The organism is Brevibacillus choshinensis (assembly GCF_001420695.1).
GTDB lineage: Bacteria > Bacillota > Bacilli > Brevibacillales > Brevibacillaceae > Brevibacillus > Brevibacillus choshinensis.
The window spans coordinates 589,636-609,440 of record NZ_LJJB01000007.1 but is presented as its reverse complement, the minus strand read 5'-3'; the positions used below and the strand labels follow the sequence as shown (position 1 = coordinate 609,440).

At 50.0% G+C, this 19,805-nt stretch carries 15 protein-coding genes; 1 reads left to right on the top strand and 14 read right to left on the bottom strand.

Annotated elements, in window-relative coordinates:
* Window positions 1–4 precede the first annotated feature (4 nt).
* The 11 genes from pepV to AN963_RS02810 form a co-directional block, all read right to left on the bottom strand.
* Entirely contained in the window at window positions 5–1,435 is a 1,431-nt protein-coding gene (gene pepV / locus AN963_RS02860) for a dipeptidase PepV (RefSeq protein ID WP_055743050.1), read from the bottom strand.
* Between the two features lie 16 nt (window positions 1,436–1,451).
* Complete coding sequence (locus AN963_RS02855) at window positions 1,452–3,512, bottom strand: sigma 54-interacting transcriptional regulator (RefSeq protein ID WP_055743049.1); 2,061 nt, start codon at window positions 3,510–3,512, stop codon at window positions 1,452–1,454.
* Between the two features lie 111 nt (window positions 3,513–3,623).
* Complete coding sequence (locus AN963_RS02850; protein ID WP_055743048.1) at window positions 3,624–5,300, bottom strand: peptide ABC transporter substrate-binding protein; 1,677 nt, start codon at window positions 5,298–5,300, stop codon at window positions 3,624–3,626.
* A gap of 69 nt (window positions 5,301–5,369) precedes the next feature.
* Complete coding sequence (locus tag AN963_RS02845; RefSeq protein WP_055743047.1) at window positions 5,370–6,395, bottom strand: asparaginase; 1,026 nt, start codon at window positions 6,393–6,395, stop codon at window positions 5,370–5,372.
* 308 nt (window positions 6,396–6,703) lie between these two features.
* On the bottom strand, window positions 6,704–9,184 hold the full coding sequence (locus tag AN963_RS32215; RefSeq protein ID WP_055743046.1) for a BMQ_0737 family morphogenetic spore coat protein: 2,481 nt from the start codon (window positions 9,182–9,184) through the stop codon (window positions 6,704–6,706).
* A gap of 584 nt (window positions 9,185–9,768) precedes the next feature.
* Window positions 9,769–10,797 carry a CotS family spore coat protein gene (locus AN963_RS02835; protein ID WP_055743045.1) on the bottom strand — a complete coding sequence of 343 codons (1,029 nt, stop codon included), beginning with the start codon at window positions 10,795–10,797 and terminating at the stop codon, window positions 9,769–9,771.
* Window positions 10,798–11,082: 285 nt separating this feature from the next.
* Window positions 11,083–11,994 carry a phosphotransferase family protein gene (locus AN963_RS02830; RefSeq protein ID WP_083496771.1) on the bottom strand — a complete coding sequence of 304 codons (912 nt, stop codon included), beginning with the start codon at window positions 11,992–11,994 and terminating at the stop codon, window positions 11,083–11,085.
* Window positions 11,995–12,386: 392 nt separating this feature from the next.
* The gene (locus tag AN963_RS02825; RefSeq protein WP_055743043.1) at window positions 12,387–13,205 is read right to left on the bottom strand and encodes an SPL family radical SAM protein; all 819 of its coding nucleotides are present in this window, start codon (window positions 13,203–13,205) and stop codon (window positions 12,387–12,389) included.
* A gap of 34 nt (window positions 13,206–13,239) precedes the next feature.
* Window positions 13,240–13,941 (bottom strand): 2OG-Fe(II) oxygenase, encoded by a 702-nt coding sequence (locus AN963_RS02820; protein ID WP_083496876.1) that lies wholly within the window; start codon window positions 13,939–13,941, stop codon window positions 13,240–13,242.
* A 4-nt stretch (window positions 13,942–13,945) separates the two neighbouring features.
* Complete coding sequence (locus AN963_RS02815) at window positions 13,946–14,494, bottom strand: methylated-DNA--[protein]-cysteine S-methyltransferase (RefSeq protein ID WP_055743041.1); 549 nt, start codon at window positions 14,492–14,494, stop codon at window positions 13,946–13,948.
* Window positions 14,484–15,089 carry a bifunctional transcriptional activator/DNA repair enzyme AdaA gene (locus AN963_RS02810; RefSeq protein WP_055743040.1) on the bottom strand — a complete coding sequence of 202 codons (606 nt, stop codon included), beginning with the start codon at window positions 15,087–15,089 and terminating at the stop codon, window positions 14,484–14,486. The genes AN963_RS02815 and AN963_RS02810 overlap by 11 nt, the downstream gene beginning before the upstream one ends.
* A gap of 200 nt (window positions 15,090–15,289) precedes the next feature.
* On the opposite strand from AN963_RS02810, the gene AN963_RS02805 reads away from it, so the two are divergent.
* Window positions 15,290–16,408, top strand: a complete 1,119-nt coding sequence (locus AN963_RS02805) for a deoxyribonuclease IV (protein WP_055743039.1) — start codon at window positions 15,290–15,292, stop codon at window positions 16,406–16,408.
* A 69-nt stretch (window positions 16,409–16,477) separates the two neighbouring features.
* Here AN963_RS02805 and gmd read toward each other — a convergent pair whose 3' ends face one another.
* The 3 genes from gmd to AN963_RS02790 all read right to left on the bottom strand — a co-directional run bounded on the left by gmd (window position 16,478) and on the right by AN963_RS02790 (window position 19,560).
* Complete coding sequence (gmd, locus tag AN963_RS02800) at window positions 16,478–17,449, bottom strand: GDP-mannose 4,6-dehydratase (protein WP_055743038.1); 972 nt, start codon at window positions 17,447–17,449, stop codon at window positions 16,478–16,480.
* 83 nt (window positions 17,450–17,532) lie between these two features.
* Window positions 17,533–18,573, bottom strand: a complete 1,041-nt coding sequence (locus AN963_RS02795) for a beta-propeller fold lactonase family protein (RefSeq protein WP_055743037.1) — start codon at window positions 18,571–18,573, stop codon at window positions 17,533–17,535.
* Window positions 18,574–18,594: 21 nt separating this feature from the next.
* Window positions 18,595–19,560 (bottom strand): glycosyltransferase family 61 protein, encoded by a 966-nt coding sequence (locus AN963_RS02790; protein ID WP_161827250.1) that lies wholly within the window; start codon window positions 19,558–19,560, stop codon window positions 18,595–18,597.
* Between the last annotated feature and the right edge of the window lie 245 nt (window positions 19,561–19,805).

Genomic DNA, 19,805 nt, shown 5'->3' with positions numbered 1-19,805 from the left:
TTGTTTATTTGGCAAGCTCGCTGATGGCGTCCGCATAGATCGCCATTGCACGCAGCAGGTCGTCGATTTCGGCATATTCATCCGTGAGGTGCGCCATGGATTCCTTGCCTGGAAAAAGAGGGCCGAACGCTACTCCCTCGCTCATCATCTTGGCGTAGGTAGCTCCTCCTGACGATAGCAGGTTGGCCTGCAAGCCCGTATGCTCCTCATAGACGCGCGATAGCGTCTGAATGACGGGACGGTCTTTCGGTACGTAGTGAGATTTGGATGTGCGGAGGTGGGAGATCTTCCAGCCGAGCTCCTCCACTCTACGTTTGAGCTTTTCCACGTACTCCTCGTAGGCGACAGTGGCAGGATAGCGGATATTGAGACGCACGCTTCCCCCATCACTTCTGCTATAGCGGAGAATGCCCGCGTTGACTGACAGTTTGCCTGATACCTCATCCTCACATGCGATGTGAAGATTTTGACCGTAGTAATCCTCATGTAGCACTTGGCCTAACAGGGATAAGAACGAATAATCAGAAGCTTTAAATGGCAGTGATAGCAAAAAATACGCGAGCAGTGTACCAGCATTTTTCCCTTGCTGAGGGATCATCCCATGCGCGGGCTTGCCATGGAGACGGAACGTTACTTCTCCTGCTTCCGAAATGTCTACGTGCCCTGTCGTCGCCTTTGCGTGCAAAAACGCTTCCCAGCTCGCAGTCATTTCTCGCTGCCACTCTGCGTTCAACGATTGCTCTGCGCTTACCACTGCCTTCGCCTTTTCCGGTACACTGTTTCCCTGATCCCCTGATACAAAGGAAAGCAGCTGATAACCTGCACTCTCTACCTCCTGCTCCTGTACCGAAAGTGCTAAGGTCGGATTGATCTGTCCTTTTTCGGCGTGCGTCATCGGAAAAGAGGAGTCCGGTGAAAACCCTACCTCTGGAACCTTGTCGTGCTCGGCAAAATGCTTCATACAGAGCCATCCGCTCTCTTCATCCGTACCGATGATTAGTCGGACCTTTTTTGATAATGGAAGCCTCGAGTCCTTTACCAGTTTCAAGGCGTAGTAGGCTGCCAGCGCAGGTCCCTTGTCGTCAATGGCGCCACGCGCATAGATCCTGCCACCACGGATATTGGGTTCAAAGGGAGGAGTCGTCCAGTCATCTCCCACTGTGACGACATCGACGTGGACCAGCAAGCCGATCTCTTCCTCTCCCTCTCCGTACTCAATCACCCCTGCATAACCGTCCACATTTTTCGTACGAAAGCCGTCTGACTCTCCCCGCGCAAGCAGATACTCCAGTGCCTGTGCGACTCCCTCGCCAAAAGGCTTGCCCTCAGCCGCGGTCGCCATGTCTTCGATGCTGTTGATGGACAAAAACGATAGCAGCTCTCCCACAAACCTATCTCGTTGTGAGAGCGCCTGCTGCTTCCAGTATTCACTCATGGACACCCTCCTCTCATCATTTTGTTGATTGCAAAAAGGCGAGGAACGATTCTCCTTTGGAGGAAATTTGACTGCCTTGTCTTCCTTTACCGACGTGAATCAGCTCATCCTGCTGGAGCAGTTTCAACCGATAACGAAGCTGCTGCGAAGAAACTTGCAGACCTTGCTCTTGCAGCTGCTCCACGAGATTGTACCGCCCTTGGCCACCTTGCTTAAGCTGATGTAAAATGGCTGTCATTTCCTCCAGAAACCCGCGCTTTGCATATTCGGCAATCATCCCTTCACACTCCTGATCCATTACTGCTGCCTGCAACGAATCGTGTGAAACCTCACGTAGAAAGGGAAGATGACACACGTACGCCTCGTCGTCTACGATATGTGCCATATACTCCACGACGTTTTCGAGCTCACGAATATTTCCTGGCCAATCGTAGTCGAGTAGGGCTTTCATCGTTTCGTTTGACAGCGTAAAAGGAGGACGGCGCAAATCAAAGGAATACTTTTTCACGAAATGATCGACCAGCCAAGGAATGTCTTCTGGACGTTTTCGCAATGGAGGCAAATGAATCGGAAGGATGTTCAATCGGTAGTACAGATCAGCACGGAAGGTTCCCTCCTGCACCATTCGTTGCAAATCCTGGTTGGTCGCTGCGATGACTCGAATGTCCGTAGGAATAACCTTGTTACCTCCGACCCGCATGATTTGGCGCTCCTGTAGCACACGCAAGAGTCTGTTTTGAATCGCCCCGCTGGCATCCCCGATCTCATCGAGGAAAATCGTCCCCTTGTGGGCTAGCTCGAACCAGCCGATATGGCCGCCTTTTCGCGCCCCTGTAAAGGCACCTTCCTCGTACCCGAACAGCTCGCTTTCCAGCAAAGACTCAGAAATGGCTGCGAAATTGACACCCACAAACGGTTCTCTGCGGCGCGGTGAAGCGTTGTGGATAGCCTGGGCGAGTAATTCCTTACCTGTCCCCGTTTCCCCTAGCAGCAAGACGGTAGAATTGCTCCGGGCAATCTTGCGCGCGATTTGGATCACTTGCTGAAACGTGGCGCTCTCTCCGTAGATGTCGTCAAACTGGTATTTGGCTACAAGTCCTTTGCTGTAAAGACGCATCCGGTAGTCGTGCTCCAGTTTTTCAATATCCGCTGCCTTGCGAAACAGGATCAGGCTGCCGAGAAAGCATCCTTCCATCACAATGTGCATCTTGCGAAAAAAGTAGGTCTTGTTCGCCCAATCTACCAATACATCCTCATTTTCCTCACATTGTCGGATGGATTCATAGAAGTCCTGCGGCAGGCAATCCACTGACTTTTCCCCTACCACTTGGATCCCGTGAAGATTGAGGGAATCCACTGCCTTTTGATTTACAAACCGGACGATCTCGCTTTCATCAAACGCGATGACAGCATCCTCGATGCGGTTTACAATTGCCTCTAAATATTTGCTCAAGAGGTGTGCGTGCTGAATTTCCTTGTTTAATTCCTTCGTGATGTAGACCAATGACTGCATGGCTCGCGCCGTCACCTTTTGGAAATTGTCGCTATTGAAATGAGCGTAGATCGCAAGCAGTGTAGACAGGTCGATGACGCGAAAGCCGATGTCCACAACTTTTCGGATATGAGCGGGAACGTGCTCGGCTTCCCCTGGTGTCACGGCAATCTCGACGTCTGGTGGGTAATCTGCACCCGGGGAGTACGGATACACCTCGAAGTCCATCCCAGATGCCCGTAGGAGCTCTACGTTTTCCTGAGCCGTTTCCGGAGTATCACTCACTAACAGCACTTTGACCCCTTTCGGAATCTCCAGCATTTCTCGTAGATTGTGATAGGGCAGCATTCGTTTGGCGACAATCAGCTTTGACCCCTGCGGCAAATACGACTCTACTTGTGCCACAATACTTTTGGTCGAGAGCACGACCAGCGCCCCCGGAGTAATAGGGCGCAACGGAAGCTGATCGACTCGAATCGCCTCAATGTGAATGTCCTCCGAGATTCCAAGCTCGTGGCATTGGCTGACAACGGATTGCAAAAACTCATCCATTTTGGCTACAAACGTGACTGTTTTTTTCTCCATAGCATTCTCTCCATACTCTTCTTAGGTGATCGTCGTGCCAAATAGGGAAAGAGGCTTGATGGAAAGGGAAGACAAGGGCTCTTCTCAGGCAGCCCTTGTCTTCCTTTTTACCTACTTTTTCCCGATTTCCACCCATTTGTAATCAAGGGTTCCTACTGGATGGCGGATGATTCCTTTAATAGTAGACTGATCCATGTACACTTTAGTTCCAAAATAGATCGGTACGAGCGGCATGTCATCCATAAAGATTTTCTCAGCGTCATGCATTAGCTTGAAGCGCTCGGTCTCATTTGCCGTATTGCGAATTTTTTCCACGATCGCATCGTAGTCTTTGTTGCTGTAGTTGATGCGGTTGCCTGGGTGATCGGTCACGAACAGCTCCAGGTAGTTGACTGGATCGCCGTAGTCGGCTGGGATCGTGGAACGCGAGAATTGCAGCTTGCGTGCACGCTGATCAGCCAGGAACACGTTCCATTCTTTGTTCTCCAGCTTCACGTCGACACCGAGATTTTTCTTGTACATTTCTTGCAGAACTTGTGCAATGGCTTTATGTGTATCGCTCGTATTGAAGGTCATGGTGACTGGAGGCAGCGTGGTCCAGCCCTCTTCTTCCATTCCCTTCTTCAACAGAGCTTTCGCCTGTTCGACATCATTATCCTTGAAGAAGTCTCCCCCTTTTTCGCGGAAGTCTCCTCCTTCAGGCTCTGGGAAGCCCAGTGGCACATGCGCGAGCGCAGCAGGTTGTTTCCCTTGCACGACGTTGTCAATTAACGTTTTGCGGTCGATGGCAAGTGCAAAAGCTTTGCGCACATTCGCATTCGTAAACGGTGGCATTGTAGTATTCATGCGATAGTAGTAGATCGAAGCTTCCGGCTCTACCTTAGCTTCCCCGGAATCAATCAATTGCTTTTTCATATCGATCGGAACGGTCTGCACCATGTCTAGCTGACCAGTCTTGTACATTTGATATTGAGTATTTTCGTCGTTGACCATGACCCAGTCGATCCCCGCGAACTTGACGGAATCCTTGTCCCAGTACCCGTCGTTTTTCACTACTTTCACGGATTGGTCATGCACCCAATCCTCCATTTTGAATGGTCCATTCGTCACGAGACTGGAGGCGTTTTCTGCCCACTTCGGGTTGTCCTCCACTACTTTTTTGTTTACAGGGAAGAAGGTCGGCTGGGTAATGATGTGCAGGAAGTAGGCGGCCGGTGCTTTGAGATGCACCTCAAACGTCTTGTCGTCTACCGCTTTCACCTTTACGCTGTCCGCATTCCCTTCCCCTTTATTGAACGCTTCGCCGCCATCAATGTAGTACGCGAGGAATGCAGACGGGAAGGCATTATTAGGATCGAGAATTCGCTTAAAGGCAAACTCGAAATCTTGAGCGGTCACCGGGTCGCCATTGGACCATTTGCTATCACGAAGCGTGAACGTGTAAGTCTTTCCGTCTTCGCTCACCGTCCATTTTTCCGCCATCGCTGGTTGTGGCTTGTGATCCTTATCCAGTCGGACCAAACCCTCCATCGTTGCATTCAGTACCTCATTGGAAGTACTATCAAATCCTTTCGGCGGATCGAGGGAAGGCGGCTCTGTTTTCAGATTGAGTCGCAGCTTGGCTGTCATGTCAGCTTGTCCGCCCGCATCTTGTGCCGGTTGTCCAGCTGTAGAGCCAGAACCCGTTCCTTGCTGGGACGGTGCAGCTGATTGGCTACAACCCGTAATAGCAAGTACTGCCAGAAGAGCGGCGGTGCTCAGAACCTTCCATCCTTTTTGAAGCTTCATTACCAAAGTCCCCCTTTTTCTTTCTCACAGGAATGTATTTAGATAAACAGCCCCGAGTATAGGCGCCATTTATGCACGGAGAGAATGATTGACAGGTTCGAGAGTAAACACGGTCTCGATGCGGCCGACCGTCTCCCCACTCATGTTCGTAATCGTCGGGTTTGTGTAAGCAACAAGTTCTTCGAGCGGCCCATCTGTTCCAATGCCCAGCTGACGGAGCACTTCGTTTACGACAGGATTGATCGCACGGGCGCCCCCATCCTCGATTTTCACTGCAATGCCCAGACCCGTTTTTCGATCTCCCAGGCAGTAGACCGACTCTGCTCCCGCTTTCCCGACGATTCTTCCGCGGAAGGCGGTCATCAGATCTGTACAGTACCGGTTGTTGCCGCCTACCATTTCGGGATGTGCTGTCATGGCGTCGGTAATCCGCTGAATCGCTTTTTGACGGACAGGGTTTTCGACGACTTCAGGCTTGGCCAGCTTGGCAAAAGCCCAGGCGTAATGGGCGAGCGGCAATTGATGAACGGGGACTCCACAGCCGTCTGTTCCCATGTAGATCTTCTCTTTCGGGTACCCCGCGATGTCTTCCACAACATCTAGAATTCGCTGCTGTACTGGGTGGTCGGGCAAGTGATAGGTCGTGACGTCCTCTCCCATGTGAGTCGCTGTAGCGATCATGCCGGAATGCTTGCCAGAGCAGTTGCTAAAAACGGGCGTGAGTGTCTTTCCTTCGCGGATCAGCTGTTTGTAACTCTCCTCGTCACGCGGCACGTGCGTCCCACATTGCAGCACGGCTTCCGGTTGTCCGGCGCGATCGAGTATTCCCATTGCCCTTGATCGATGGCGCTGCTCGCCACTGTGCGAGGCGCAGCATAGGGATAAATCAGCAGGCTCGAGCTGAAATCGATCCGCTGTCCCTGTCTCCACGATCGGGATCGCCTGCAACGGTTTCATACTGGATCGGGCGTACGTGAGTCGATGCGGATCGCCAAATGAATAAAGTAAAGTACCATCAGGATGGACGACAGCAATATGGCCGAGATGGGAGCTTTCCACCATCTCGCCCCGGTATACGTTGGCTACCACGTTCATAACAAGTCTCCTTTGACTGCGAAAGTTTGAATGTTTGTACTTTTCTTTCGAAGCAAACATCGTGCCAAATATGATAATCCGTACGAAGCATCGATGCTTACCGCTGATTCTCACAGAATGGGACAGCCCGTCCCCTCTTTCTCTGCGAAAATAGGTTAACCTATTGATAAAATGGGTTCGTGTCATTCAACAACAGGGTGACATTTCTTTTTCCAGGTTTGTCTTATCATCGATTCCCAAACAAAAAACACCCCTTCTCCCTCTCTGTCGGGAAATAGGGGTGCCATATGGGCAAATCACATGGTCTATTATTCGTCTAAGGGGAAAAACGGACATTGCGGAGGAAAAACAGATGGCGGACAACGGAATGCGGGAGTCGGTGAAGGAAGGGGGATATTGTTAGGACGCGGAGAACAAAATTCCCCAAGCACTTCCATCTTGATCTCTGCCTCTACCTGAATCTCCTTGCATACCACGATATCCAGCTCTACCATCCCGCCAAAGAGAAAGTGCGTATTCACGCTACACTCGATACCGGTGATCCGGCAGAAGATGTTGTTTTCGTCCAGCGGCTGTGGCAGGCACAGAAGCACCTCATCGTAGAACTGAACAGTAACCGGGAACTCGCAAAGTAAGTCTCCATCCGCAAAAATGCTGACCAATACGGTTGCCCGGGATACAAAGCGTACAATTCCTACGAGAAAACTCGTTTGATTGATGGTCATCTGAGCTCTGCGAACGCTCACGATCCCGCAGGAAAAATCGGGTACAGATTCGAGCCTCGGGCTCTTGCTGAGTGGAAATACTGGGGGAACGGCAGGTTCGATACACCGCACAGCAATGTCCATGCCTGACTGGATGGCAGCATCGACCATCGGCAGGCATTCCTCTGGGACAGGAACTTTGCTTCGTTCCCGATTGGAGGAAACGATCCAGTCGTACACCTTCTGCACTCTGATGCAACTTGCCTCCAGATTGATGGGTGCCGGAGGTGTCTCAGTGGGAAAAACTTCGAATACGGTCACGGTAAACGTACAGGAACTCGTATTTCCAGCCGCATCAGTCGCCGTGCACGTCACCTCCGTCGTTCCACGCGGAAACATCATGGTCTCATCCGCTTCAGCTATGGGGACGGACGGGAAATTGTGAACGACACCGGACGGGCTGCAGGAAATCGAAACGATGCCGCAGCCAGGACTTGCCGCTGTTACCGTGTACGTTACGGTGGCGAAATCCTCACCTGGATCCGTACCGGTGAACATATTGGGGGGGCATGTGATGATCGGGGGCTCGACGAAAGGAAAACTGAAGATGACCACGCCATTGTCAAGCCCAATCCTCGTCAAGTTAAGCTGATTGGTGCCCCCGTTGAATGAGCCGCCTCCGCCGCCGCTCCCGGCGATTATGGGAAACGCGGGATCTAAGCCGTTTCCGCCGCCTCCTCCACTAAAGCCTCCGCCACCTCCTCCACCACTAGCTCCGCCTCCGCCTCCGCCTCCAAAACCGCCAGTTCCCCCGCTTCCGTCAGGTGCTCCACCCGCGCCACCGGCATTGATCGCGAATCCGCCGCCTCCACCCCCTGGGGAGGAGAAGCCATTTCCGACTATGCCTCCCCCCCCTCCCCCTCCATCGTCTGGCGCTCCCGCAATGCCACCTAACCCATTGATCCCTCCTGTACCGCCAGGCGATCCGGCCGTTCCGCCTGTGGTTAGCACTGCATCCTTTCCAGGCAATAAACTGGTGCCTTCCCCACCGCCTCCACCCGCTGCTACGAGCAGATTGGCAGCTGTCACCAGGTTTGTAGTCCGCCATACAAATGTACCGCCACCGCCGCTATGATTTACCCCCTTTCCACCAACCAGAACGGTCAATTCCTCACCGGGCGTGACGGGAAAATCCCCCTGGATGAACGCTCCTCTGCCGACGTCAAGAAAACCGCCGGTAAAGCCGCCTCTCGCCCCTACTGCCTGAATCGTCAGCGAAGTAACGCAAGGAGGGACGACGAAGGTCTGAAGCCCGCCCGTAAAATTCAGTGTGACAGCCGCAAACGTGATGACGACGGCACCATTGCCTGTTCCCACCCCGGAAACGTTTTTCTGATTGGTGCCAGAATTAAAGGAACCTCCGCCTCCACCACCTCCAACCGCTTCCAAAAGGTTTGTGCCGCCTCCACCTCCGCCGCCGCTATATCCTCCACCTCCGCCGCCACCGGAGCTCCCTTCCCCGCCGCCGCCAAAACCTCCAGTAACTCCTCCCCCGGCTCCCCCAGTACTAATCGCTTTTCCTCCTATGGCACCCGTGGAGCCGTTGACACCGTTTCCAATGATGCCTGCTCCACCAGCGCCTCCACCTCCTACGAACCCGGCGCCCCCGTTTCCTCCGAGGCCATTCATTCCCCCTGCGCCTCCTAATGTCTCTGCTCCTGCTTGACCCGATGTACTCTCCTCATTCGCATTGCCGCCTTGGGAGCCTTGGGCACCGCCCCCTCCACCGCCTGCTGCAATCAAAATGTTGGCAGCATCAACGGGACTCGTGGTGCGCCAAACGAATGATCCGCCGCCACCTCCCCCTGCAGTAAGGTCATCTCCGCCGCCTGCTCCTCCTACGAGAATAGACAATACGTCACCGGGTGTAACGGGAAAGTCGCCCTGGATATATGCCCCCCTCCCCCCGGTTGAGAGTCCGTCGCCTCCTCTCGCGCCTACCGCCCGGATCGTCAACGAAGTAACGGTTGGAGGAACGATAAAGCTTTGAATTCCGCCTGTAAAAGTAAAGTTCTGTGTTGGCATTGCCGATCATTCCTTTCCTAGCGTGGTTTTCTACGCACAAATCCCCACTTCTATGTATATGTGCGGAGGGTAAATGCGCCCTGGGCGGATGCAAGGAAAAAAGACGTCCCTCAACTGGACATCTTTTTGATTGGAACATTTTGTTCTTCACCAAGGCCCCGAAAACACACGTCTCAGTCTGTCACAAACCTTTTGGCAGGCGGCAGGATAAGCCCCCCCCTTCACCGCTTCACGCGGATTGGGAGGGGGCGCTTCAAAGCGTATACGTTTACTCCGATGCAAGACGCAGTTGGCCCGCAATCGTTACATGTGCCTCGCCTGCGACGCGAATGACCGGGTTAGCAGCAGATGTATCTACGCTGATGTACAACGTGCTTGGACGACCGATGGCGTTCCCTTGTTCCTCTTCTCGATCGGGCTAACCTGTTTCTACTACCTCTAGTTCACTCCAACTTCTAACATGTGGCAAGCCACCCAATGCCCGGCCTGCACCTCCTCCCACTTCGGTTCCTCCTGTGCACACAACTATCGTGTTCGTACACTATTTGCTTCTAGAAAGGGAACAGCGAATGCTTTTGAACCATCTAGTTACACCTCTCCTTTGCATATTTAGTTAATTTTTGCAAGAAAGGTGAAATTTTCTCTTCGACGCTCATTGCTTTTTTCAATTTACGAATGATCTCACTTTTTTCTTTTGATCCTGTCGCTCTCTCATATCGAGTGAGAATTCTGCAAGCCTTGCCGGGAAATTGGAGCCAGACGCTTAATAATCCATACTCGTCGCTCGTAAGCTCAGATACAGTACAATAGCTGTCTACTATCGTTTGGGCAATCGAAAAGTCCCAACCGTTTTTCTTGCTAGCTAAACGAATTAGACGGAAAAGGTCGTATACACGTAAATCGATTCGCAATGTCTCGAAATCGATAAGGGATGGGCCTTCAGCGGTAATCACAAAGTTCTTAGGTCCGCTATCACCATGACATAAAGTACCTTCCCTTTCTGCCTTTTTGCAAGTCGCTTGATAATCGCTTTTTTTTAATATCTCAAGTGCTTTATTCGCTCGCTCTACTAACTGATCCCCATGCGCTCTAAGTATGAGATCCAGTTCAGATTCGCCTTTCCAATATTTTGCTTTATCTACTTCACGTTGTAGTACCTCAAAACGAGCCTTTAACATGCTCGGCCACTTTCCAAGCAGGTTTTGTTCCCCTTTTTTCGAAACCCTAACAGCTCGACCCGCTAAATGAAAATAGGATAAGGCTTTTGCCACTTCGATCATATCTTCCGAAGATGTTGGGTCCGGGTGACGACCTTGTAACCATGGTGTTAAGATATAGGGCGAATCACTTGGGTTCGCCATTTCAAAAAGAATTTTTCCTTGGGGTGCCTGCGGATCACGCCAAGCAAAGGATTTAAAGCCCTGACGTCTTAAATCGTGCAAGGCAGAATCCATCCAGCTTAGATAATCCAGCGGATAACCCATGCGTTTTAAACAGTGCTGCTCACCTGTTCTGGTAACGAGACGATAAACATCGGGTTTAACCATATCTACGGTAGTTACATCTAAGTTAAACTTTTGTGCAACCTCAACAATTGATTGGTTCGCCTGCATCTGCGCTCTCTCCCTTTTTTCCATTTTTTAGTATATGGCGACAGCAATCCACAAGAGCTAGAGAAAGCGTACATATTACAGGAACAAGCGGGCCTTTGGCTCGTGATCGGTCAACAATCTTTTCCAACTCAAAAAGAGTGGGGTATTTCCCACTCTTTTGTCCTTGTCCTTCCGTATCATACATGAACCATGATGCTGTAGGTTAACGAATGGCTATCTCCGAAGCTTTGAACACGCGCGTTGTCTACAAATAATCCGGACCATCATCTGGCTACATAGCAGCATTTACCTTATATCCTCCTGCGCGATCATTTGTAACTTTTTCAAAGCAACCTGAATCATTTCTTGACTCCTCGTTTCTATTCCATGAAATAACTTCCAAAAACTAGTCACTTTTAAGTAAAAATCATTGATTCGCTTAAAAAATGCATGATCAACCGTTGCGCCGTAGGAACGTATGACCTTTTTTGCGAATTCCTCACCATATGCTTTGTGCAAGCCTACAAAGTCATATGCCGGGTCTCCTACCCACATGGACCCAAAATCGATTACGCCTGAGAGTTTTTTCTGTTCAGGGTCATAAAGAATGTGTTCGGGTTTAAAATCATTGTGCAGTAGACAAGGGGAAAATTTGAAGGAATCTGAGTCGGATAAGAAGTCGGTAAATACACGATCAGTCCACGCTTTAAGAGTTGGATCCATATAAGGAAAAGCATTTTTTTTAATTCTTTCGTAGATTCCCTGCCACGTACTTCTTGTTCCTGAGGCATCAAAAGCGTACGAAAAAGCATTTTCTATTGGATAGGTATGAAGAGCCGTCAAAAATGCCCCCAGTTCTTGGGCCAACTGCTCCCTTCGTTTTTCCGTAAAAGAATTAAGCACTTCTTTTTGTAGAGGAATCCCCTTAATGATGGGATAACCGACATGAATGATTTCATCCGACGGTCCAGATGAATAAACAAAGTTAGGGACAAATAGAGGAAGATAATGACTCAACCCCGGCAAGAGACGCTGCTCCATTTGTAATACTTTTTTTGCGTTTTCCGTTCTTGGAAAGCGGAAAATTAATCGTCCTCCTACCATTAAAACAAGATTTGACCATCCGGAATCATTTATTCGAATCAACTCTTTTGATAATTCAGGATACTTGGTTTTTATAAATGTGATCAATGTATTTCCAGGCAACAACTCCATCATCCTCTCGCCTGTAAATTCTCAATGATGCATCATATGAAGTATCCAAAAAAATGGGAAGCGAAGATGTCGAAGGAGAAACAAAAAACGAGCTGAAGACGGGGCTGAACGGTGCCGATGCTCTCCACCGTGAGAGGCGCAGCAAAGGAATAAATCAGCACCATGCCAATAACTGAAACCAGCTGGCAACATCGATATTCCTGCTATATCCCAGAGAATAGAGACTGCCTGTTCCTTTTACTTGTGTATTAACATATGAACCCATTGCGTTTAATTGGTTCATCGCATTCCGCAACAGGGTAACAATTCTTTCTCCAAACAAAAAAACACCCTACTCTCCCACTCTTTCAGGAAGTAGGGTGCCATTTTTGCAAATAGCATAGTCTGTTATTCACTTATGGCGCGAACCCTTTTTGGCTCAAATAGAGCTGATCGTCTGCAAACACACGTCTCAATCTCTCATAGACGATTTTGTACGCCGCAGGATGATACCATTCTTCCAGCCCCAACTCCTTGTACAGCTTGTAGATACCGAGGCTGCGCGTACGTTTGCCCCCACTGCCATCCCCCATAAAATAATCGTCCACACAGACGCGATTGACGAGCGGAGCTAGCAATTCCGGAAAGGCTTCACTGCTCGGCAGTAATGGAGCAATCGTCGCTTGTGTCGGCACTCCTGCCTCTTTTAGCTGAGCAAGCGCCTTGAGCCTCGCCTGAATAGGAGGTGCCTGTGGGGAATAGGCTTTGCGTATGTCTTCGCGGTCCGTCTCTACCGTCATGCTGACCCGGACGCGCTCTCGCAGTCGCAGCAGTAAATCACTATCGCGGGTAACGAGTGGGCTACGGGTCTGCACGAACAAAAAATCAGGAGGCTCTTGGACCATGACTTCAAGCAGCGATCTCGTCACTTGTTCCTTGTATTCAATAGGCTGGTACGGGTCTGTGCTAGAGGACATGAAGATGGTGACTTTCCCCTTTGCTTTGGCTCGCGATAGCTCTTTTCGCAAGAGACTAGCCGCTTCTTTCTTGATGTCCACCCAGGTTCCCCACTCGTCCTGTCGGAAAAGCGAAACGGGCATCTGCCGGACATAGCAGTACGAGCAGCCAAAGGAACAGCCCGTATAAGGATTCAAAGAATGACTATAATCCGTCAGAAATCCTGTTCCTTTATTCAGCAAGGTCTTCGGATACTTTTCACGAATCTCCATGTTCATTTCAAAACGTCCCTCTCTGCACGTGCCTACTCACTTATTTCGCATCATGAAAAATGATCCCGAGACTATACCTTGTCCCAGATGTGATCGTGCTCACGCCATGGCGAAGAGTGGTCTTGTAATAACCGCGCGCACCTGCCACCGGTCTGTGTTGGGTAGGAAAGATGAGGCCCGCTCCCTGCTCTAGCGACAGGACATGACCTCTGCTCTGTGCACGTGGTCGCTGTTCGACGAGCAGGAACTCTCCTCCTGTATAATCCTTTTCCTTTTGATTTAAGACGAATACGACCTGGAACGGGAAAAATACGTCACCGTATAAATCCTGGTGCAGACAGTTATATCCGCCAGCTTCGTACTTTAAGATCAGCGGTGTCGGACGTGATTGTCCGTGCTGGTGGCAATGATCGAGAAATTCTGACAAGCCAGCCGGATAGATCGCTTCTCGTCCGAGCTGATTCAGCCAACGATTCGCAGCTATCGCCAGCTGAGGGTAGAATCCTTTACGCAGCTCCTGGAGTAAATCCGGCAACGGCGCAGAATAGTATTTATATTCTCCCATTCCGAAGCGATATCTGGCCATATCGATCGTGCTACGAAAAAGGGGTGGCTGTTCATACGTCTCTATCATTTTCTGGCATTCCTCAGCGCCTAGCAAGGGCGGCAGTACCGCATAGCCTTGTTCGTCCAGCATTTGTTGCAGATTCTCCCAGTCAAGTGCGGCGATTCGATCCATCATACGCTCAGGCACGCAATGGCCTCCTCTGGGCACGCGTCTCTACCTGTTCGATCTGGAGCAGGACTTCTTTCATTTCCATCCCGCCACGATAGCCAGTCAGTGCACCATTTTTTCCGATCACCCGATGGCACGGCACAGCAATCAATACAGGATTGGCTCCGATCGCTGCTCCTACCGCACGCACCGCCGCAGGCCTTTGAATCTGCGTCGCGATTTCGGAGTAAGTCCGTGTCTGCCCAAAAGGAATCTGGCAAAGTGCCTCCCAGACAGCGAGCTGAAAAGGCGTGCCGTGAACATCGAGAGCAATGTCAAAGCTTTCTCTCTCACCGCGAAGGTATTCGATCAACGGCGCAACGTACGGCTGCAGCCTCTCATCATCACGTACCAGCGTGCTGCCAGGGAAGCGCTGACTGGCCCACTGAGCCAGTTCGTCCCACGGCTGATCCTGGGAACCGACGAAGCATAAGCCTCTTGAGGTCGCTGCCATGTACAGATTCCAGCCCTCATAGCTCAGCCATGTCCAGTACAATTCCCGTTTCTTTTCATTTTTCATGAACAAACACCTCCGCAGACGGTAGATTATGAGTAAATTGGCGATACTCTGTAGGGGTACGCCCTGTCATTTTTTTGAATAAAGTCATGAAATACGGCGTGTTTTGCATACCTACCGACGAGGCGATCTCCGCAATCGAATGGTCTGTATGAACGAGCATCTCCTGTGCCGCTTGGATCCTCGTTTGCTGCACGTACTCGACCGGAGTGACTCCCTTGATTCGTTTGAAGGTGCGATGCAAATGGTACGGACTGCCATGGCATTCCTCTGCCAAGCTCTCGAGCGTTAGCCTCTCTCGGAAATGCTCATCGATGTACTGGGTGATTTGCTCCACCCACTCCCTGTCAGGCAAACGTTGACCTGTCGGCTTGCATCGTTTACATGGACGAAATTTGGCGGTAAGAGCTTGCTGCGGATTCGCGAAGATACGCACATTTTCCTTATTCGGTGCTTTGGACTTGCAAGACGGCCTGCAAAAGATGCGAGTAGTCTTGACCGCGTAGAAGAAGCTCCCATCATACGAAGCGTCATTGTGGATTATTGCCTGCCATTTTTCATCCGTCAGCTGATGTTGATTGGTACTTGCTGTTTCCATTCCCACTTCACCTCCTTCGTCAGTATACCCTCTGCCAAGGCGTTCTGTACTCATTCTCGAATAGGTTAGCAAGATATCGAAGCTCGAAATACTCCAATTTATATACCATCTGGATGGACTAATTGGGCATCTTACGCTATTTTATGAAGGAGACACTTGTAGCTTTGCGCTCTACCAGAAAAGAGAGGAATGATTGCTGTATGGTAAAGATCGGATCGCACGTATCGTTCTCTGGCAAAGGACTGCTGAATGCAGCGGAAGAAGCTGTCGCTTACGGCTCGAGCACGTTCATGATTTATACAGGAGCCCCGCAAAATACACGGCGCAAACCCATTGAAGACCAGTATATCGAGGAAGGCAAAGCTGTGATGGACAAGCAAGGCATGGACGAAATCGTCGTCCACGCGCCATACATCGTGAATCTGGGTTCTTACAAGGATGACACCTACGAGCTCGCCGTCAATTTCTTGCAGGAGGAAATTCGCCGGACGAACTATCTGGGCGTAAAGAACATCGTACTACACCCGGGTGCCTTCACAGATAAGGATGCAGAATTCGGAATCGCACGCATCGCGGAAGGCTTAAATGAAGTTCTCAGTGGCATCAAGGACACAGATGTCAACATTGCCCTGGAAACGATGGCGGGCAAAGGGACTGAAATCGGCCGCAGCTTTGAAGAGCTGGCGGCGATCATGGAAAAAGTAGACGACAACAGCCGACTCAAAGTATGTATGGACACTTGCCATATTCATGATGCTGGCTATGATGTCGTCCACGATTTCGATGGAGTACTCGACCAGTTTGACCGCGTGATCGGTCTGGATCGACTCTCGGTTGTCCACTTAAACGACAGCAAAAACTTCCGCGGGGCGGGCAAAGACCGTCATGCTCCTGTAGGTGCAGGGCTGATCGGCTTTGACGCCATGAAGTACATCGTGGAGCACGAAAAGATTCGTCACCTGCCACTCATTCTGGAAACCCCTTGGATTTCCAAGGAAAAAGGCAATGAACGCCCGATGTACGAAGCTGAAATCGCGCTGCTGCGAGGAAAAGCAGAAGAGCGTTTCGGTAGTGATTTCCTCGATCATGTCGAGCGAATCGAATTTTTCTTTCACAAGCAAGAAGTCGACCGCCGCGACTTTGTCGTACACACGTGGGAGCTCCTGAAAAACGATGCCAAAGCAAAAAAAGCAGATGGCCGAGAGCCGATGGAACGCCTATACGACATGATCGTAAACGCCCGACTGTTTGAGGATCTCTCCGAGGAAGAAATCAACAAGCGCATGATTGCGTGGTTCGCGGGAAAAGCTGCTTTTTAATAACCTGGATCATTATGTACATGAAAAACGAGGTTGCTCTGGGCAGCCTCGTTTTTTTCGTCTTCGTCATCATGGAGTCTTTGCCACACGCTGCAAATCTGCCTCGACCATCATGTGAATGAGCTGCTCGAGCTTGGTCTTCGGCGTCCAGCCCAGCTCCTGCTTCGCCTTTTCAGGATTGCCCAGTAGGATGTCCACTTCCGCGGGCCGATAAAACTCAGGATCGATGACCACGTAATCCTGGTAATTGAGGCCGACATAGTCAAAAGCAATTTTGCACATCTCCTCGACCGTCGAAGTTTTGCCTGTGGCGATAACAAAGTCGTCTGGTTTTGACTGCTGCAGCATCAGCCACATCGCTTCTACGTAATCCCCCGCAAAGCCCCAGTCACGTTTCGCCTGAATATTGCCCAGTCTCAGCTCTTTTTGCAGATTGGTTGCGATCCGTGCGACTGCGTGTGTTACTTTCCGTGTGACGAATTCAAGTCCGCGCAGAGGAGATTCATGATTGAACAGAATGCCATTGCAGCTGTACATCTGAAAGCTCTCCCTGTAGTTTTTCGTCATCCAGTAACCAAACAATTTGGATACGGCATACGGACTCCTCGGATAAAAAGGCGTCTCCTCGGACTGCCGCGACTCCTGGATCAGGCCGTACAGTTCACTCGACGACGCCTGGTACATTTTAATGTTTGGGTCGGTTTCGCGAATGGCCTCCAGTGCGTACAAAACACCCATCCCTGTAGACTGTGCCGTCAGGATCGGCTGCTCCCACGAAGAACCCACGAAGCTTTGAGCTGCCAAATGGTATACTTCATCCGGCTTCGATTTTTTGATCCCCCTGGTTAGTGACGAGAGATCCAGAATATCTCCATCCATGTATTCCACTTCATCCGCAATATTCAAGTACTCCAATCTCCAGCGATCCAGAGTGCTACGACGAGGAACCAGCCCCACCACCCGGTAGCCTTTTTCCAGCAGGAATTTTGCCAGATAGGCACCGTCTTGGCCGGTGATTCCGGTTAGGAAAGCTGTTTTCATTGGCCCATTTCTCCCCCCTTCACATGATTCCAAGAGGCATCTCGCTCTCCATGGCAGTGTTTCTATTGCCATTTTATTGGTGGTTATTCGCTTTGTATCGCCTGTTTCATGGAATAAACCGTAACTTTATCGTCTCCATAATTGGAAACGGCGAGATAATTGTCGTCAGAGGAAAGCGAAACACCATGCGGAAAGCTAAGTTGAGCTTCCGGATTGGTAAAGGCAAAGAATTGAGGATCTATCTGGCTGGTCCTTTTATCAAAAGGATAAAAAAGAATCGAATGGTCTCCCTGAGTCGGAACAATAAGAATGCTGGACTCTTCATCATGAGAAAAACATGCATCGTCCGGATATTGCAATTCTGGCAATCCGATCCGTTCACACAGAGGTTGCGGACGAATGGTCCCCGTTTCGTTGTCAAAGGCATATATAACCAACGCACCACTGTGTTGATAAATTCGATCCGCATTGGGAGAGTAACAAACAACCATGAGTGAGCCGTCACTGGAAAAGTTAACCGATTTCGGTTTCAAGGGTAAGTAGGGGTTTTGCACAACCTGTGAAAGCGTGACGTCGAGAGTGCCATTTGGCTCACGCTCAAGCTTGTAGATAAGAATCAGGCCTTCGTCATCTATCGTACTGCTAACCAAGTATTGACCATTCGGCGTAAACCGCACACCATGGTTAGCATGGGAGTGTTCGATCACTTTGAAAGGAACGGGATTAATCAAGTGCGTTTGAGAATCAATGCTGTACAAATTGAGTGAAGGCAAATGGCCTTTGATATTCGAAATGGCAAGATAGCGACCGTCTTTTGAGAATGCCATTTTCTCTGGCCATTGCATTTGCATGCCATCTTGGTTGCTCCATGTTTGCACAAGAGTAAGTGAGTGATCTTGCGGATGAAATGCATAGACATGAAGGGTTTCCGCCGCAAAATTCAACGTAGCCAGGTACCGGTTGCTGTTGAACCATCCAACATCTGTGCATGTAGAAAAACGTGTCCCGTTTATCATGACGCAAGCGGGTGCAACAGTCTGTGGTTGACTGAGATTCAGTACGGAATTGGGAGTGAAAGCCACGGCTACGGGAGTCTGTGGCAACTGCTGGAGTTTTGAAAACATTCACATTCCCTCCTGATCAAATTAATGAACGCCCGCAGCCCTCAGCTGCTTTGCTAATTGACCAATGTTGACAGTGATGTCGGCTTCCAATGCGATTTGAATATCAGATAAGGGGGAGGACAAAATGACAGATGACCCGTGTCCAATTCCTATTAGTCGGGAATAATCCAGGTCGAAGTGTTGACTGATGATACAGTAAGTGTGGCGCAGCCAAAGCGGGGAAAACAGTTCGATGACCTTCGTGCCTGGTTTGCTAAAGACGAGGTTCGTAAGGGCTGCTCCGTGGGGAGCGATGACCACTTCCGCCGAAAAAAAGATTTGTGCCTGTTCAGCTACCGATAATCCATCCAAGAGCACACAATCGAATCCATATCTTTTCAAATAATCCATTACATCTTGCTCATTTTTTACCTGTCTTCGTTTTGCATCGCCACGGCTTACGTAAATCCGTTTGAAATCCCGTGATGGCTTTATCCCCGGCTTTTCCAAGAACTCTTCCCTGAGGAATTCACAGACCCATTTCGGTGTCATTCCCGTATCGGCCACCAAAGGAGTGACAATCAGTTCAAGTCCTTGAATATGGGTATGATTGTCGCAAATGATTTGTTTTTCACATGTGACACCCAGCCTCAGTAACGTCTCTTCCTGAAACGCACGTGTCATCGATGTGAAGACATACCTGTCTATTTGTATGTCATTGCGGCGAAGTAACTCAATTCGTGCCAAAACATCAAACATCCAAAAATAATAACTGTATCCTTCCATATGGGTGAGTACCGCCAAATTTTCTGGAATGAAGGTGACAGGAGGCAATTTTTGCTGTGAGAAGAGGGAATGTTCATGAGGTTTCGTCATGATTTCATGGGAAGCATCCCAGATCAATTTGTTGTCGGGGCTAATGACCGCACCATTTTCCCCCCAGACCCTGCCCATAGGCATCGCGACGATATAATGTGGTCGCGGTTTAACCAGCTGGGGCCACCCCATCTTCTCCTTACTGGATATCGCTATAAATGGACTGTTTTCAGCGAGACATTCCTTGTAAAATGGTTGAAGTTCCTCTGGATGTTCAAAACACGAATGAATCCATTGCTTTGCAGAAAAGTAAAGATCTTTAGGAGGGTCTGTTTTATCGAAAATACTCCCCATGACAATCCCCCGACACGATGTATGAATACATTGCTTTCTCCCTCAATCGTTTATCTCTTATAAATATGTCAATAAGCTGTTTT

Coding starts and splice junctions, on each gene's coding strand:
- AN963_RS02790 (WP_161827250.1), bottom strand. CDS start 19,560: ATGGGGTGGCCCCAGCTGGTTAAACCGCGACCACATTATATCGTCGCG.
- AN963_RS02850 (WP_055743048.1), bottom strand. CDS start 5,300: ATGAAGCTTCAAAAAGGATGGAAGGTTCTGAGCACCGCCGCTCTTCTG.
- pepV (WP_055743050.1), bottom strand. CDS start 1,435: ATGAGTGAATACTGGAAGCAGCAGGCGCTCTCACAACGAGATAGGTTT.
- gmd (WP_055743038.1), bottom strand. CDS start 17,449: ATGAAAACAGCTTTCCTAACCGGAATCACCGGCCAAGACGGTGCCTAT.
- AN963_RS02815 (WP_055743041.1), bottom strand. CDS start 14,494: ATGAAAAATGAAAAGAAACGGGAATTGTACTGGACATGGCTGAGCTAT.
- AN963_RS02825 (WP_055743043.1), bottom strand. CDS start 13,205: ATGAACATGGAGATTCGTGAAAAGTATCCGAAGACCTTGCTGAATAAA.
- AN963_RS02820 (WP_083496876.1), bottom strand. CDS start 13,941: ATGATGGATCGAATCGCCGCACTTGACTGGGAGAATCTGCAACAAATG.
- AN963_RS02810 (WP_055743040.1), bottom strand. CDS start 15,089: ATGGAAACAGCAAGTACCAATCAACATCAGCTGACGGATGAAAAATGG.
- AN963_RS02805 (WP_055743039.1), top strand. CDS start 15,290: ATGGTAAAGATCGGATCGCACGTATCGTTCTCTGGCAAAGGACTGCTG.
- AN963_RS02855 (WP_055743049.1), bottom strand. CDS start 3,512: ATGGAGAAAAAAACAGTCACGTTTGTAGCCAAAATGGATGAGTTTTTG.
- AN963_RS02845 (WP_055743047.1), bottom strand. CDS start 6,395: ATGAACGTGGTAGCCAACGTATACCGGGGCGAGATGGTGGAAAGCTCC.
- AN963_RS02830 (WP_083496771.1), bottom strand. CDS start 11,994: ATGATGGAGTTGTTGCCTGGAAATACATTGATCACATTTATAAAAACC.
- AN963_RS02835 (WP_055743045.1), bottom strand. CDS start 10,797: ATGCAGGCGAACCAATCAATTGTTGAGGTTGCACAAAAGTTTAACTTA.
- AN963_RS02795 (WP_055743037.1), bottom strand. CDS start 18,573: ATGTTTTCAAAACTCCAGCAGTTGCCACAGACTCCCGTAGCCGTGGCT.
- AN963_RS32215 (WP_055743046.1), bottom strand. CDS start 9,184: ATGCCAACACAGAACTTTACTTTTACAGGCGGAATTCAAAGCTTTATC.